The organism is Gordonibacter pamelaeae (assembly GCF_003340385.1).
Taxonomy (GTDB): Bacteria; Actinomycetota; Coriobacteriia; order Coriobacteriales; family Eggerthellaceae; genus Gordonibacter; species Gordonibacter pamelaeae.
Genome location: NZ_PPTS01000003.1, coordinates 1 through 16,046, shown reverse-complemented (window position 1 = coordinate 16,046; position 16,046 = coordinate 1). Strand labels below are relative to the sequence as shown.

The 16,046-nt window shown below is 49.0% G+C and carries 14 protein-coding genes, 1 rRNA gene and 1 pseudogene; 5 read left to right on the top strand and 11 right to left on the bottom strand.

Translation table 11 applies throughout. The annotated features are described in order from the left end of the window. Nucleotides 1–6: 6 nt before the first annotated feature. The gene (locus tag C1877_RS05080; protein ID WP_114568572.1) at nucleotides 7–1,839 is read right to left on the bottom strand and encodes a glycosyltransferase family 2 protein; all 1,833 of its coding nucleotides are present in this window, start codon (nucleotides 1,837–1,839) and stop codon (nucleotides 7–9) included. Nucleotide 1,840: 1 nt separating this feature from the next. Next, nucleotides 1,841–2,731: a glucose-1-phosphate thymidylyltransferase RfbA gene (gene rfbA, locus C1877_RS05075; protein ID WP_114568571.1), complete on the bottom strand. Its 891-nt coding sequence runs from the start codon at nucleotides 2,729–2,731 to the stop codon at nucleotides 1,841–1,843. A 339-nt stretch (nucleotides 2,732–3,070) separates the two neighbouring features. Between rfbA and C1877_RS05070 the strand changes: the two genes are divergently transcribed. The 3 genes from C1877_RS05070 to C1877_RS15125 all read left to right on the top strand — a co-directional run bounded on the left by C1877_RS05070 (nucleotide 3,071) and on the right by C1877_RS15125 (nucleotide 8,710). After that, the gene (locus C1877_RS05070; protein WP_114568570.1) at nucleotides 3,071–3,862 is read left to right on the top strand and encodes an ABC transporter permease; all 792 of its coding nucleotides are present in this window, start codon (nucleotides 3,071–3,073) and stop codon (nucleotides 3,860–3,862) included. 10 nt (nucleotides 3,863–3,872) lie between these two features. Further along, nucleotides 3,873–5,717 (top strand): ATP-binding cassette domain-containing protein, encoded by a 1,845-nt coding sequence (locus tag C1877_RS05065; RefSeq protein ID WP_114568569.1) that lies wholly within the window; start codon nucleotides 3,873–3,875, stop codon nucleotides 5,715–5,717. Between the two features lie 626 nt (nucleotides 5,718–6,343). Next, entirely contained in the window at nucleotides 6,344–8,710 is a 2,367-nt protein-coding gene (locus C1877_RS15125) for a hypothetical protein (RefSeq protein WP_147274510.1), read from the top strand. On the opposite strand, the gene C1877_RS05060 is transcribed toward C1877_RS15125, so the two are convergent. The 8 genes from C1877_RS05060 to C1877_RS05040 form a co-directional block, all read right to left on the bottom strand. Beyond that, nucleotides 8,699–9,700: a glycosyltransferase gene (locus C1877_RS05060; protein ID WP_181813792.1), complete on the bottom strand. Its 1,002-nt coding sequence runs from the start codon at nucleotides 9,698–9,700 to the stop codon at nucleotides 8,699–8,701. The two genes, C1877_RS15125 and C1877_RS05060, sit on opposite strands and share 12 nt — an antisense overlap. 666 nt (nucleotides 9,701–10,366) lie before the next feature. Beyond that, complete coding sequence (locus tag C1877_RS15120) at nucleotides 10,367–10,945, bottom strand: hypothetical protein (RefSeq protein ID WP_147274509.1); 579 nt, start codon at nucleotides 10,943–10,945, stop codon at nucleotides 10,367–10,369. Between the two features lie 127 nt (nucleotides 10,946–11,072). Then, nucleotides 11,073–11,837 (bottom strand): IS21-like element helper ATPase IstB, encoded by a 765-nt coding sequence (istB, locus tag C1877_RS05055; protein WP_220149899.1) that lies wholly within the window; start codon nucleotides 11,835–11,837, stop codon nucleotides 11,073–11,075. 102 nt (nucleotides 11,838–11,939) lie between these two features. Beyond that, the gene (gene istA / locus C1877_RS05050) at nucleotides 11,940–13,415 is read right to left on the bottom strand and encodes an IS21 family transposase (protein WP_114568568.1); all 1,476 of its coding nucleotides are present in this window, start codon (nucleotides 13,413–13,415) and stop codon (nucleotides 11,940–11,942) included. Between the two features lie 161 nt (nucleotides 13,416–13,576). Further along, nucleotides 13,577–13,804, bottom strand: coding sequence for a hypothetical protein (locus C1877_RS15115; RefSeq protein ID WP_147274508.1), 228 nt, complete (start codon nucleotides 13,802–13,804; stop codon nucleotides 13,577–13,579). Between the two features lie 263 nt (nucleotides 13,805–14,067). Beyond that, nucleotides 14,068–14,313: a hypothetical protein gene (locus C1877_RS15110; protein ID WP_147274507.1), complete on the bottom strand. Its 246-nt coding sequence runs from the start codon at nucleotides 14,311–14,313 to the stop codon at nucleotides 14,068–14,070. 99 nt (nucleotides 14,314–14,412) lie between these two features. Further along, nucleotides 14,413–14,553, bottom strand: coding sequence for a type II toxin-antitoxin system YafQ family toxin (locus C1877_RS05045; RefSeq protein ID WP_244909815.1), 141 nt, complete (start codon nucleotides 14,551–14,553; stop codon nucleotides 14,413–14,415). A gap of 70 nt (nucleotides 14,554–14,623) precedes the next feature. Further along, complete coding sequence (locus C1877_RS05040) at nucleotides 14,624–14,896, bottom strand: type II toxin-antitoxin system RelB/DinJ family antitoxin (RefSeq protein ID WP_114568567.1); 273 nt, start codon at nucleotides 14,894–14,896, stop codon at nucleotides 14,624–14,626. Nucleotides 14,897–14,913: 17 nt separating this feature from the next. Between C1877_RS05040 and C1877_RS15990 the strand changes: the two are divergent. Both C1877_RS15990 and C1877_RS15445 read left to right on the top strand, forming a co-directional pair. Further along, a pseudogene (locus C1877_RS15990) lies at nucleotides 14,914–15,333 on the top strand (IS110 family transposase); the annotation flags it as partial. Nucleotides 15,334–15,448: 115 nt separating this feature from the next. Continuing rightward, complete coding sequence (locus C1877_RS15445; protein WP_220149898.1) at nucleotides 15,449–15,775, top strand: transposase; 327 nt, start codon at nucleotides 15,449–15,451, stop codon at nucleotides 15,773–15,775. Between the two features lie 182 nt (nucleotides 15,776–15,957). On the opposite strand, the gene rrf is transcribed toward C1877_RS15445, so the two are convergent. Then, nucleotides 15,958–16,046: ribosomal RNA gene (rrf, locus tag C1877_RS05030) — 5S ribosomal RNA — on the bottom strand; the annotation flags it as partial.

Genomic DNA, 16,046 nt, shown 5'->3' with positions numbered 1-16,046 from the left:
TCGTGCTCACATACCTAGATATCTTTTCCAAAACCCTTCGGAGCGTAGATGTTTTGCTGCGGCAGCATATTCAGCAATCACAGCGTCTCTTTTGGATCTATACGCACCAAGGCACCTCTTATAGCGCTTCATTATCTGGCGAAATCTAGTCCTGTCCATTGTACGCAAGCTGCCCAGTTTACCATCGGAATCAACCGCCAACAGAACTCTATGCATACGCATCCGTTTGGCGGGATACGAAAAACCACCAGCGGGCACAACCGCAAATCCATCTTTCAACATGACATTTGGTAAACGATGTCCGTTGAAGGTTGCGTAATCCACTAATCGCTCCAAGATGGTTCGCCCCCCGTCCTCAGCTATCTCTCCCAAAGAAATAGCTGCGTCGGAAACGCCAGGGAAATCAATTTTTGACAACGGTATAAGCTTTTCATTTTTTGTTGAATTTCTCTTGACAGTATCCTCTCCCGATACTTCTTCTATGAACTTAGGACCCCTTAGATAGTCCTCAAATGCATCGAGAAGGAGATCCGCGCTATCATAATTAAATTTCTTCAATTCCAGCTGGATATTGTCCCAAAACCTTTTTATGAAAATGTTCTGCAAAGCAGGATCCACCGATGCGGTAGCAATCATAAAGTTGCGAGTATATTGGTATAAATCAATAGAAGCTTTAAAGCGTCCCCCGAACGCGGAATGCCAGACACAAATCCCGCCCATCGCCATGATGGTTGGCTGACAGCGCATACCGTATTCGACATCATCGCACCTTACGAACAAGGGCAACGGGAGTCCGTTTTCCTCGATAACATTCATCGGAATGCAGCAATACCACCAAGCGCAGTAAGCGTTGCGCTTTTCAACATCTATAGTCTCATTGAGCACAACGTCCGAGATGTCCTCCATATCGAGATCGGGTTTAATGCGATCATAGAGCGCATCTTCGCGGACATAAGCGACATCCTCAAACTGCATATTGGGCTTCTCCAGCTTAAGCATCGCTCCGCTGACAAAAGCATCAATATAGGCTTCGCGACGGATGGAGAGCAATGCGTAGGTGCGTCTAATGCTTTCGGGAGACACCGACACATCATCGTCCATCAACAGCACATGGGTGGGCTTGACCTTCTGGTGAATTGACTCAATCATACCGCGAGCAAACCCACCTGAGCCACCGACATTGGGATTGGGATGAATAAACACCCCTCCCCCAGAAAGCCCCTCGACATCGAGCGAACGACCATTGTCCACTACATGAACTGTCAAACTACGAGCGATCTCGTCGCCAAGCGAAAGTAGCTCTCGCTTGAATAACTGAATGTTCGGTATTACGAATTTTTCGTTGTTAAACGTTGTCATTGCGACAGAAAGCCTTACGGGAGAAACCTCTTCATCGGCCACGTGTGTAAAGTAGTACGAGTTTTTGATATGACATGTTCCGTAAGTCACAATTTCAAATGCCAGCAATATATCGCTTGTTTCGGGAAACTCGAATTCTATTACATCGAACTCTTCGTTTTCGAACTCAACACGACCGACCATCGTGCGAACCGTTGAAAGTGAGGTTCGAGAAACGGTTTCAAACCTCACTTCTCCGCTGCCCTTCAATTCGAGATGAAGAAAAAAATTTTCCGCATAAGTATACTTCTTATATTTCGCACAAGAACAGGTGTTGAAGTACGTACCGAAATCATATTTAGCATACGGCATCAGTTGCGCAGCGAACGAACTATCTTTATCCGGGATGATCGGGGATGCCGACCGAGCGTAAAGATCAGGATGAAAATCCATCTTTGGTCCCGACTCAAGAAGGATGTTGGATAGCTTAACTTTTTGCATCCTAGCCCCTTATGGCTTCATGACGAGCTGATTCAATGACTTTATAAAGATATTGCCCATATTCCGCTTTGCCATATTTTTCAGCTGCCTCAAATACTTGCGCTTCGGCAATCCAACCTTGCGTGTAAGCAATTTCCTCGAGCGAGGCAATTTTGACACCTTGGCAGCTCTCAACCACTCGAATAAACTCACTGGCATCGAAAAGAGAGTCCACCGTACCTGTGTCGAACCATGCGAAACCACGGCCCAACGTAACAACGTTTAAATCCCCTTCATCAAGATATATCTTGTTGAGGTCGGTTATTTCGTATTCGCCGCGCTCAGAAGGCCTTACACGCTTTGCATATTCGCAAACGCGCTCATCGTAAAAATAAAGACCCGTCACACAGTAGTTCGACTTTGGATGCCTGGGTTTCTCTTCGATAGAAAGAGCCTTGCCGCTCGCATCGAACTCAACAACGCCGAATCGCTCTGGATCCTCCACTCGATAGCCGAACACCGTTGCTCCCCGTGCACGTTGCACCGCAGTTGCAAGATATCCGCCCAAACCACTTCCGTAAAAAATATTATCACCGAGAACAAGAGCGCAAGCTTCACCATTGATAAATTCTTCTCCGAGTACAAACGCCTGCGCAAGGCCATTGGGCGTTGGCTGCACTTTATAACTCAAATTCAATCCCAGATGCTTTCCAGACTTGAAAAGCCGTTCGAAATTCGGCAAATCATCGGGCGTCGAAATAATTAAAATGTCGCGAATGCCTGCCATCATCAGAACTGAAAGCGGATAATAAATCATGGGTTTGTCATACACGGGTAGCAACTGTTTCGAGGTGACGGTCGTCAAAGGATTGAGACGAGTACCCGAGCCCCCCGCCAATATGATGCCCTTCACAGTGATTCCTCCATCAATTTAGCTGACATGTAAAGCTAAGATTATCCTTGTACTTTATCGTTTGCGCAACCAGCACAATGACCAACTGAGGTCAATCCCACCCGAAAACCATAGGCATTTACGCAATCGAAAGTGATGCGAAAAGTTAGCACTCTTTTTCTGCACAATGGCCAGCGACGAAATTCGACCCTCTTGCTGTATCGCTCATGCATCGTTTTTTAGCGAAGCTGATATTTTCGTGCATTGCTGCATTCAAGAAACCCACGGAAGTACAATGTAGTCTTGTTGTCACAAAACAATACTAGACTACTAGCGCCAAACCTAACCACAAAGGAACCCATGGCACGTACATTAGCCGCTAAAGGCACCATGAAACGAAATTGGTTCATTATCACTTCTCTCGTCAGCAAAGATTTCAAGCTGAAGTATCGGCGAAGTATCCTTGGTGTACTCTGGTCAGTGCTCAATCCTTTGCTTATGATGTGTGTGCTAGTTGCCGTATTCAGCAATATTCTCAAGTTCGGTGACGACATCGAAAACTTTCCCCTGTATCTAATATTGGGCAATATCCTATTTACTCTCATGGCTGATTCCACCAGCGGCGCTATGAGCTCCATTATCGAATCTGCCCCTCTTATTAAAAAAATACGAGTTTCGAAATTTATTTTTCCTCTGGAAAAAATACTATTCCAACTAGTAAATTTCGCCATTTCCCTTATTGCTGTAGTCATCGTTATGCTGTTCTTCCGCATTTCCCCAACTTTTAGTCTGCTCGCTCTCCCTTTATTGCTTTTGTTTGTGGCAATATTTTGCGCCGGCCTCGGCATGCTTTTGGCTGCATTAGCTGTTTTTTTCCGCGACATCTGTCATCTTTGGGGGGTCATCATTACCGCGTGGACATATGCCACCCCCCTGTTTTATCCGATCGGTATCCTTCCAAACTGGATGCAAGCTGCAGAGCAGTTTAACCCTATGTACCACTATGTAACGTACTTTCGGGACATCGCTATGAATCAAATCGTCCCGGGTATACAAGAGCAGCTTATCTGCCTTGGCATGGCGCTCTCAACATTCATAATCGGATTCGCAGTATTTAAAGCAACCGAGAAAAAATTCATCCTCTACGTATAAGGCGGTCAACATGCCCGAAAACGTTAATACAACCCCGCTGAGCATGCTCTCAAATCATATAAAACCCGAAAATGGGCGCGCTGCTATGGTATCAGTTGACAATGTGTCGATGATTTTCAACATGGCAAGTGAGCAATTGAACAGCTTGAAAGAATATGCGATCGCCGTCGCGCGCAGAGAGCTTATATTTAAGGAATTTAGAGCTCTCGATCGCATTTCATTCGAGGTAAAGAAGGGCGATGTTTTTGGCATCCTGGGAACAAACGGATCCGGAAAATCGACCCTGCTTAAGATTGTTGCCGGGGTTCTTGAACCTTCCGAAGGAACATGCACCATAAACGGCAACATTGCGCCCCTTATCGAACTGGGGGCAGGGTTTGATATGGAGCTCACTGCTCGAGAGAATATCTACTTGAACGGAGCTCTGCTTGGTTATTCGCGAAAGTTCATTAATCAGCATTTTGATGAAATAGTTGAATTCGCTGAAATAGAAACTTTCCTTGACATGCCTATGAAAAACTATTCATCTGGCATGATTGCTCGCATAGCCTTCGCTATCGCGACGGTAATTGTCCCCGAGATACTCATCGTAGACGAAGTTCTTTCTGTTGGCGATTTTATGTTCCAGCAAAAATGCGAACGGCGCATCATGCAGCTGATCAAAGAGCATGAAGTAACTGTCTTGATTGTTTCCCATAACAATGACCAGATCGAGAGACTGTGCAATAAGGCGATTTGGTTAGAAAAGGGACATATCCGAACTGTTGGATCGGCAAAAGAAGTGTGTCGTATATACCGTGCGTTGGGAGGTCATTTGGGCAGTCCTGAGTCGGAAGGGAAAGTGTTCAATGCTCTTTTGGAGAACGTTATCATTCCAGAGGGAACGCTAACGACAATATCTGGCGACGACCGTTATGGCACGGCAGTAAAACTTCTCGAAGAAATTGAGTCGACTGAATTAGATCGTAGTACCAGGATTATCATGACTTCCGGGGAGTCGGATTCCATGTGTCTTATCGCGAATTCTTTAGCCGGCCTGCTAGATGCCCCGCTCCTGCTCGCAAAACACGACTCCTTGCCCGACGTAACATCGCAAGCGCTGAAACGCTACGCTCCGGAAGAAGTAATCGTTCTCGGATCGCAAAAACAAGTTTCAAATCATGTTACGAATGAGCTAACGGCAAATACTGAAATCGCGGTTTCACGCATCGAGGGGAAAAATCTCGCCGAAACAGCGAGAGAAGTATTTTGGCAAGGATTGAAAAGAGGGACCTGGGGTTCGACAGCGGTTATCACTTACGATGGTTGCACCGGGGATACCATTTCGCTTCTGCCATATATCTGCGAAAAGAAGGCGCCTCTATTCTTTATTACTACATATTGCACCATAGAGCAAGAGACGATTCACGCCATCCTGTCAGGCTCTTTTGATCGCCTTATTGTCCTTGGCGGACAAGCATCTTTTCCGGACAGTTGTCTTGAGCCTTTTCGAAATGCAGGCATGGAGATCGTTCGTTTTTGCGGCACGACCCCTTATCATGCAAACGAGCTCATCAATAACTGGACATCCGACATACTCAAAACTGATGGCTACATCGAAAGCGAGAATTTAATTGTATCGCCACTTGGAAATCCAGTTGATACCTTCGCGGTTGGTCCATACGCAAAAGTAAATCATTCGCTCATTCTCATAGTCGAACCACAGGATCTTGACAGCGTCGCCCACGCTTTTGATTTCATCAAAAGCAGAAAGGGAGCCATAAAAAGTCTTATATTTCTCGGAGACTCAACCCGTTTCAGCAAACTTGACAAAGAAATTCTGGGCAAAGTGGTTACGCAAGCACTCGCTTTGTAAATTTTTTCAAAACAAAAAGACATCACGCGGAGTCGCATACTATCCATCTCTTGATTGGTCAGTCTCTCATAGCCGGTTCGAAAGCCGAACGCGTCGCACAAAGCATCGATCACCTCATCATGGGTGAACTTACTTTCGGATGCAACTCAGTCGCAAAGCAACCTCGCCAGAACCACGTCCTCTTCGACGCAAAGCAAGGATGAAACCCTCCTCATGCATCCCATCATGATTGTCGGTTTGACTGCTAAACTATGGCAGGCTAGCAGGGACGCGGCCTTCGTATAGGGCACTTGCGTCGATGCCTCCCTTTAAAGGTTGCGCCAGAAAACACCCGCGCACAGTAGGGAATGTCCAAGTGCATCAGTAATTGGGTATGCACCAAGCCCGGACTCGTCGCTATAGCGCACGGCGGAGAAGGCCAATCTCCCAACTCGGTCGCAAGCGTACTTGGCCAAAAAACCCTAGCTAAACAGGAATGGTAAAAGAACGAAGCGGGAAATCATGATTTAGGCATCAAAGCCCCAGAACCAATCAACCAAACTGGTACCTTAAGCATATAATTAGCATCATAGTTTACCTAATGTCATATAATTGCATATTGTTTATACTTTGCTTACGGAGAAGCGGTGGCAGCATGCGTAGGTTCACAACCAATCACTTTCTTGGTTTTGCAGGTACTTTGTCTATTCGCCATTATCGTTCTCGGATGGAACGGCTGCACTAGGGATATTCCTGATCTACTCATGGCTCTTTGCATCCCCCTGATAACCATGTCCGCCTCACTCGCCATCTTGTATAGGAAATGCGGTCTATATCTGAAGCAGCAGCGTTCGTCCTCACGAATACTTGTAATAATTTCTTATTTTGTAGTAGCCATCATCGCCTGTGCTCTTCTTTTTTTCTTCAGCGCATCTTGGCAAACACTAAATGATCCAACGAACTCGCCGATAGGTATAGTCTCAATTTTTTTAATTTTCGTGACGATAGGACTCGGTGTTTTTCTTCCTCAAAAACGGGCTGAATCATCTAAAAACCTGTCAAGCTCATATACACAGCCGCAAGAGCAACGATGGCTTAACCTATTTGACGACACCCCTAAATCTCGTGCGCAACTACGAAAACTCATCCTCCTTGATCTTGCCTTCTTTCTTGTGGCCAGTGCTAGCGTTTTAATTCTGGCTATCGTGCTCGTTGTTATAAATTCGAAATGCCTTGTGTTCGGGCCAATCTTGATGGATTTTGCGATTGATATGCTTTTTCTTGCATGGCTTATGGCGAAGGTGATCTCCGCCTCAAACAAGTATTTTTTCAAAGGTGTAGCTCTTTCCTGCACCCTCCAAAGTCAGATCGATAAAATACTAGACAGACTCACCCCCGCAAAAACAAAGAACGAAGCCCTAAGTCTTTTGCTGCTTACCGCACTTCTCAACCCATCCAAACAAACAAAACGCATTAACGAATCCATTCGCTCAAGCGGGCGATTCTTCCACATAGAAACAGAATACGAGATCACTGTTCCTCCAATACTTCAAGGTGAGACCGTAGTTGTACCGGCAGCGATCCAGGACAAGCGAGAGCTGACATTTGCTCTCAAGTACACCGACGAGCACGAGCAGACACTTGAAAGACTAAAGGATACCGAAGCTAAGCAATATATTACTCATTCCCTTGCAATAGCAATCAAATGCCTAGTTGGTAGCACGAAATCCGATGCTCTTCGTATTTCAAACACGATAGCGAGTTTCATACTGAACTCAACCCGTACACCTCACGAGAGAGATGCCAACATACAGAAAACAAGCGAGATAATTAAAGCCGATCTAGCTATCCTTTGCCGCAACAGCAAAAGCAAGCCTGAAGAACATGATGAGCTCGAAGCTCTTGTATTAACGCTGCTTAATGGCTATTGGCGAGTCAAGCCTATTTTGGTTCGAGCTAAAGCCAAACCGACGAATCACCCTCAATGCGCAAATTCAGCTCTTGAGAAAATAGCCATAGGTTGTTCCAGCATTATTATCCGCACAAGCCAGAATATTCCCCTTATTCGCGTATGGAATACCGCATCCGAGAGTATCACGAAGGGAGGAAGATGGCTTCAGCGACGACTTACTAAGAAAAGGAAATCTTTCTATTTCAGCTTAGCAAACGCCGATAGAGCCAACAGCTATCACTTGTCAATTTCAGGACCCGAAAATACCTACTACGCCGAATCTGAATTAATGAAAGTAAATACGAATCAGTCCACAGTGAGTGCGGAAAGCATGACGGCAACCTGCAGATGCGATCAAAGCGACTCACGCCTATTCGTCAAAAACGGACATGGCTTTCACAACATGGCCCTCTCGGCTAGCTATGAAGACACGAGTCATCGCGCAATGCAAACAATTTGTGTCTCTACAGCCATCTGCCTTGCACTGATTTGCTTCACAGCCTTCAAATATGTATTTCCCTTTCTGAATGAATCACCATCCCCGTGTCTTCACAATGACATGCAAATCATCGCTATCTTTTTCTCAGTGATGACGTTTGCTGGACTGATGTCTGTCTGGGAATCATTAAGTGGTCAGCGATCGGAAGAATGGGTTTGGGTTTCGGCATCTATCACTATGTTTTCATCTTTAATAGGGCTTACAAATGTCATCTATTTAACAATTATCAATCCTGACACTGGATTCAACTTCTTCCCACAGATATTCCTATGGGCAACACTTGTCTTAGTAGAATACCTAATTTTTCTCGGAATCCTCGTCGCATTATTCCACAAGGTTAAACTGCACTCGAGTTTTATGAGCAGAACCCCCCTCACTCGTTCATTAGCAGAGATCACAAATGGAGATACGCACTCTGACAATGAAGATGAGGCTGAAATATACTACAGAGATCTGATTGGAGGATATTGGGCTGATGGATGGCTCGTTCCTTCTTGGGTGGCACTAACGGGATCGAAAGATAATCCCAAAGATAGTAATTTAACAGCCGATTCATCCGAATAGTCGCCAGTAACTCTCGGTAATCAAAGTTCGACAATGAGCAATGACCCGAAAACTTTCTAGCCGCCTATTTTCCAATCGTTCATACAGCTTTTTGTCTCTCAGCGAAACGAAAGGAGAGTGTGCCACGATCAATGGATCCAAACGGTGGGTAATTCTTTTGGCGCCCTCAAGCCATAATTCTTCGGTATAGTTTTGAGCATAGCGAGCCACCTTTAAATTGTAAAAAGCCCGATAAGCATGAATATTAAGAATAGCTTCATCTTTGATATTTAGATCTTCTAGTATATCAGTCATTTCATGCCACCGGTCAAGAGGTACGTGCATGTCTTTCATTGCGGAGGTAGACGAACCGACGCGTTGCTCTCTATAACAGTAAAACGCCTCGTCGGTGTACACGATGTTTTCGGCCCTGAGCATGGTGTCCACCAAAAACGGATTATCAACCCACCCAGCGCCTGCAACTTCCTTAAAACGAATATTATTCTCAACGAGAAAAGCTTTTCGATAGACGGCAGACCATATCGACGGATGGTAACGAAGAAGTAGCGGCTCATCCTGTATACGAAACGGCATGGACGATCGAATACGTCCTCGATACCTGCAATTCTTTTTCCTAGTCGCACTTTCATCCACATTCCAATAGGCAGACTTCACAATGTCGGGATAGTCGAAGTCTTGTGCAAGGCGAAACAAAACAGTATACATATCACCATCAAGGTAATCGTCTGGCTCCAAAATGGCAATGTAACGCCCCTTGGCCCGTAAAATACCTTTGTTAACTGTAGCTCCATATCCTTCATTTTCTTTATCAATTACCTCTATTCGACAATCGCTCTGAGCAGCAGTCCGCATAATAGCAAGAGAGCCATCGGTCGATCCATCATTCATGCAAAGAATCTCTAGATCAATATCCGATCGCGGAATGCTTTCAAGACACTGCTTTAAGTAGTCTTCCGTGTTGTAGACTGGTATGATAACCGATAAATCCAATACAGCTCCTTGCTCGCTTCTTATCGCACATAAATCAATTATCGCACGCAAATCACATTATTCGAAGACTAATTGTCCTCAGTCTTTATCCCAGTATTGCAGCCCCTGGTCGGTATGCACTATCGGAAGAGCCCACGTTGGCGCCTTCTCGCCGATGACGTCGATCATGGCATCGGCAAACGCGGCAGTCGGTGACGTCGAGATGGAACGCCTGACGACCTTACTTTTGAGCAGATCGATAAGGGAAGACAGGTAAACCTTCTGTCCAGCGACCTAGAACTCGGCGACATCGCTCACCATCTTCATGTATACCTCGAAAGCTTTTGAAGTTGCGCTTTAGGAATGTCCGGCTTTGGTGAGTTGTGCTACTTCTTGCAGGAACTGCAGCACCCCTTTTTCGCTAGATGAGGAGTGGGCGATCTCCCATGAGCTTCCTCATCGTCTTTCCCGACAAGACGATGCCACAACCCCTCCAGCATCACCTTTGCCCCGACGACAACCATACGTTTGGCAACCTTGCTCAAAGATGTCGAGAATAGCCTCTTTGACGGCCTCATACTTGCAGGGCGGACCATCCCTTGCGTAATGATACTCGTAGGCATTCTTGGCCAGCTTAAAGCGCGCGAGCCTTTTGACGTGCGCCCCAAAAGGAAACCACCAATTGACCTAATTATCGACAACGCGAGATTTCGAATCGTTGAAACCAAGAGTCACTGCGTTTTCCGATTTGAGTTCTTCTTGAGAGGGTTCAGATATCATGATTGAGTAACAGGATGGAAGTTCACCTTTGTAAATCCAGCAGAACCTATGAGCAATTTCGACAATTCCCATAATTGCAAGTGCACTTTCTTGAATTCTGTCTCTTTCCTCCTGGTTACCGGCGTCGGAATGTTTAATCGCCTGAAGCGAATTTCTAGCACTTGTCATAGACTTTGCCAAATAGTAGTAAAGAGTGGTAAGAATTTCAGCCCCCTGATTCCCACCTTCGTTTTGAAGCACTTTTCCACCACCATATAAGAAGCAAAGACACTGTCCGAATTTGTTTGGTAGTTCTTTATTGTCTTTTTCATACACGGTCTCATGGCTATAGAGATCGTTATGTTTCAGCCATAAAAGCACAGATTCATTGGAGGCAAACTCCCTTAGCATCCGATCGATAAGCTCAGTCAAGGAATTGGCGGCCTGAGATATTCCATCCTCAGAAAACTGCAATGCCGTAACTGCACCCCTGAGTGTGTTTTGCAATCAATTTCTTTAGGTTTTTACAAGCTACTTTTTTCGGATTTCACAGAGCGGAATTTTGGGGATTTACAAGATGGCATGCCTTGCTGACAGATGGCCCGAGGGCTTTTTTTATGCCCGGAAACAGAGATCACACAGGCGCACCATCTCCTTCGGTTGCTGCCCTTAGAACAGGATGCACGAGGGGCACGCCCTCCTCGTCCAGGCTCCTGTCCAGCGCCTCCAGGGACTCGTTCTTCCCCTGATACATAGGGGAGTCCTGCATGCGCCTGTCCGGGCCTTCGAACTTCACCAGGTGCCCGTGGTGGATGATGCGGTCGATCGCCGCACGGGCGAGTTCTCTGTCTCCGAAGACGCTGCCCCACTGGCTGAACTGCAGGTTGGTGGTAAAGACGATGCTGTTGTTCTCATAGCAACCCGATAGGATTTGGAAGAGAAGCCTGGATCCGTCGACATCGAAGGGAACGTATCCGAACTCATCGAGGATGACGAAGTCCGCCTTCGTGATGTCGTGTATCAGCTTGCCGGGATCTCCCTCCTTCTTCGCCTTGCCGAGCGCACGCACGAGATCGGCGGTGGACCACCACCTGACTTCCATGCCCCTTTGCGTGGCCAGGATGCCCAGAGCGATGGCCAGGTGCGTCTTGCCGCGCCCGGATTTCCCGAAGAATACGAGGTTCTCCGCGTTCTCCACGAAGTCGAGGTCGAGCATCCTCTCCTTGCTGCAGCTGTCGTGGAACACGACTCCGGCGAAATCGAACCCCTCGAGCGATTTCATCGCCGGGAATTTGGCCCGTTTGAACAGGCGGGCGCGCCGGTTCTCGGCCCGCGCCTCGCTTTCCTTCGAGAACAAGAGGTTCACCGCTTCGATTTGATTGATCTGGGCGTTCTCCATGTACCATTTGATTACGAAACGACTTAGGTTCATTTCTCTGGCGAGCGTGCCGAACTCCGTGCGCATCGCATTGACTTCCGAGGCCCTTTTGTGAGTGCCCATCTACGACACCCCCTGGCTGAAGACGAAATCGTCGAACTCGGAGAGGTCGTCGTCGAACGACATCTCGATCGGCTCGAGGGTGCCGGACTCCCTCATGCGGCGGGCGAGGATCTCCACTTCGGCATGTTCGATGGTCTTGGCGGATGCCATGAGCCCGTCCATCGCCGCTGCCACGACGTCGAACCCGATCTCCTGCGACAGGTCGTTCATCCACATGAGCAGCCTCTTGCGCCTCTTGCTGTCGATGCCGTCGATCCAGTCGCGCACCGGGTCGCTCATCGCGTTCCTGACCTCGCTGTTCTTCCATCCGCCGGGCTTTTTGACGAGGAGCTCCAGCTGGGCCCCCGGATTCGTCACCTCGGTGACGCGGTCTCCGTAGGCCCTCGGCATCGTGGTGATCTTCTTGGCGGTCTGGGCGTCGAAGAAGTCGATGGTATGCGCCCTGGCACCGAACGTCACCATCTTCCGAGCCGCCGAGGGGTTGATCGAGTAGGCGCAGCCGTTGATGTGCAAGCGGCCGTACTTGTCGGCGCGGCGCGTCTCGAACCGCACAACGTCGAAAGGCGTGCGCGGCAGCTCGGAGGACGACACGCAATCCTCCTCGAACAGCGCCTGGCAGTTCTCCTTCTTCTTGTAGTGCTGCCTGTCTCTCGCCCTGTAGGACCGCTCGAGAAGCTCGCCGTTGTAATCGACGATGCTGTCGAACTTGGGGACGGACACGAGCAGATTGCTCCTGAAAGTGGCGACCTTGTTCTCGACGCAGCCCTTCTCGTTGCCTGAGTAGGGGTTGCAGAAGTCGGCGTCGAAGCCGTAGTGGATGCAGAAACGGCCGAACAGGTCCGTCAGGCGCGTCACGTCGCAGATCCGGCAACCGACCCCCGTGGCGTTGTCGAACACACAGCGCTTCGGCACGCCCCCGACGTACTCGAAGATGTCCTTGAGGCCCTGGCACACGCACTCGGCGGTCTCGCCGTAGAAGATCTGGGTGAACCCGATGTTGGAAAACGGGTAGACCACGACGAGGTAGTGCATCCGGACGAGGCTCCCCTTGATGCAGCAGTCGGCTTCGCCGAAGTCGATCTGCGCCTCGCCGGGATACCAGACAAGGTGCAGGTACTGGCTTCTGGGGTCGGGATCGACCTCGTCTTTGATAGCGTGAACGAGGTTGCAGACGGAAGAGTAGCTGATCTCCGCCCCGCACTCCTCGCGCAGCCGTTGGTGAATCCGCGTGATGGTGTGCCGCTGCTTGCGGTAGGCGTTCTTGTCTTCCTCGAGCCATTGCCGAACGATGGGTTCGTAGGCATCGAGCTTCGAAGACCGCTTCTTCCTCACCTTCATCGTGGGCGAGAAGTCTTCCATCCTGAGATATTTTCGAACCGTGGGTTCCGAGACGCCCATTGCCCGCGCGATCGCGGCGACGCTCTCTCCCTTCCTATGCAAGCTTCTGATTCGGCTGATTCTTTCCATGTCGATCACTTCCCGTCGACCTCCTTTCCAGCGCTTTCAAAACAACTGGAAAGAGGATACGCCTACGTGTGTAGTCGGCATGACCCTGCAAAAAGCGAAAAATCCGAAGCGAAAGCTTTCAGTGGGATTCCGAAAAAAGATTCTTGGGACAACCCGTAAAAATCAGGTTACTAAAAACACCTGAGCTTCTTTACCAGGGAATCATTTATCAGGCGCACCCGATTTTCCGCATCCTCTCTCAAGTATTTTTCCACACTGCAAGGTTCCGGAACAAACTTATCGGTACCAAACAGGCAGACTTGTTTTGACGCCTCTTCAAGCATATCTTCCGGCAATTTTTGGAGCACTTTTTCGCCAAACTCATTTTCGAAATCTATTAGCATCTGAAGCAGGCTCAAGGGAAGAGGAATTAGCCTTGTTAAAGCCTGTCGGTTATCACGACCAAGTACCGGTAAAGTATTTTCCCAGGCTTAAATTATAGGCATGGCCCCTTGCATCAACTGATCAAGCAGTATTCCTAGAAAAGCGAGATCCTCGGAAAGCGCGGCGTAAAGATTTAGACCTTTTGCCCCAAGGACACGCTCAAAATAACGTTTTCCAGTCTTACCATTCGCGATGTGCTTTATTCTTTTAGGAAGGTTTTGGTCATCAGTAATGCTTTTCAAAGCAGACAATGCCCTGTCAGAATACCCTGATCAACGCTTGAGAAATAATAATCAATCATTGATTTAGAATCGTATGAGTTTTCAGAATAGATGAGTAACTTAAGAAGCCCCACGATGACGCCAAACAAATCGATGTATTTATTTGGTAGAAGTATTCTTTTTCGCTGCTTCTCTGGAAGCGCATAGTAGGCCTCAAGCAGAGCTGACTTTGCCTCAAGAGTGTCTACTTCGACTTTCGTCAACTGTCCTCCCTACGCGTATTCACAATAAGTATTACAGCCCCAGCAATTCGCTATGACTTCCGGTGCGAACAGCCGTAAGAATCAGCTCACCATCATCAATCAGATAACCAGCAGCCAGTCTAGCTCAATATAGCACTTTCTATGACCACCATAGTTTCCAGACAATAAATGATCATGCATTTTTTCTGTTGGCCACCTCCGATGAGCGAGCGTATTAAGCGCTTCATAGAGCTTGGAGATATCCTTGCCTTGCTTCTTTGTCCTCTTGAAATCTTTTAAATTTTGTAGTGAACTTGATTTCGAGCATCAATTAGTTCTTATCAAGCTTGGCAAACATTTCATCGATGTTCTCATAAGGACCAGGCAGATTATTTCCGCTAGAGGCATCATTCATCGCTGAATGCGTTTCCGCATTAAAGCCATACGGATTCGACAGGTCAAAAGGAAATCCTCCGCGCTTATTGAATACAGAGACGAACATTCGAATTGCGTTGCTTGGCGCAGCGCCAATGCTGTCACAGATTTCAGCAAATGTCGCCTTTCCCTCATCGAACCCGACGCAGGTTTCCTTTCCAGCCTCCATGATGGCATCCTCTCCCCATGTTGGCTGGAAAGGAAACCTGCGTCGGGTTCGACGTCGGGAAGTCAGCGCATCGGGCGTGCGCCGTCTCCCGCTCCTCCGGCAAGGTTCTGTTCGACGTCCCCGTGGACAACAGGGCGGATCCCATCGACGGGATCCCGGCGCGCGCGGGGGCCGAGGCCCTCGTGATCGTGGATCAGAAGCGCAACATCGGAACCCTCGTGCTCGAGCGCGCTCGCGCGGCGGGCATGGACGTCGCCTACCTTCCGGGCCTGTCGATGAAGCGAGCGCGCGACATGTTCCCCGGCGTCGCGAAGACCGACGAGATAGACGCCGAGGTCATCGCGCGCACCGCCGTCGGGACGCCCTGGGCGCTCCGGCCCGTCGCCGACGAGGGCGACGCGGGCGCGGAGATAAGGCTGCTCGCCTCCCAGAGAAGGTTCCTAGCAAAGTGCTCGACCCAGTCGAAGAACAGGCTGCGCTCCGTCCTGCTGGAGGCCGACCCCGCCTTCGAAGCAGCCATCGACCTGGGGCTGGCGTGGCAAGTGGGGGTTCTTGCCGAGCTCGGCGGGAGTCGACATAAGGCTGTTCGAGAGCCACGACAAGCTGGCGTCGTTCACCGGGCTCGCCCCCTGCAACAGGCAGTCGGGCTCCTCCCTCGACTCGGCGTCGTCGTCGAGGGCCGGGAACAAGGAGCTAAAGAACCCGCCCATCTTCTCGTGCAACTCGCTCGTCGGCACGAAAGGCGAGTTCGGCCGCTACTACGATGCATGCCGCGAGCGCGGCATGTGTCACAACAAGGCCCTCAAGGCCGTGGCCAGAAAGAGGCTGAAGGTCATCTACGCCGTCATGAGGGACGCCCGCCCTCACGTTCGAGCCTGAACGCCGGCAACGCCGTTTCCGAAAAGCTCCGTCGCCGGAGCTTGGTCGCCCATGCTCAAAAGCCGTTGATCAAATTCGAAAAACCAGTTGACAAAACCATAGAAACACCCCTCTGACACGCGCGCAGGCCCCCGGACCAGCGACTGGTCCGGGGGCCTGCGATGTAAAGGAAGCATCCTCCGCGAGCGCGACGCCCTATCCTCCCACAGCCTGGCGCTGCAGTACTTTCGGCGATGGCGGGCTTAACTTCCGAGTTCGGAATGGGATCGGG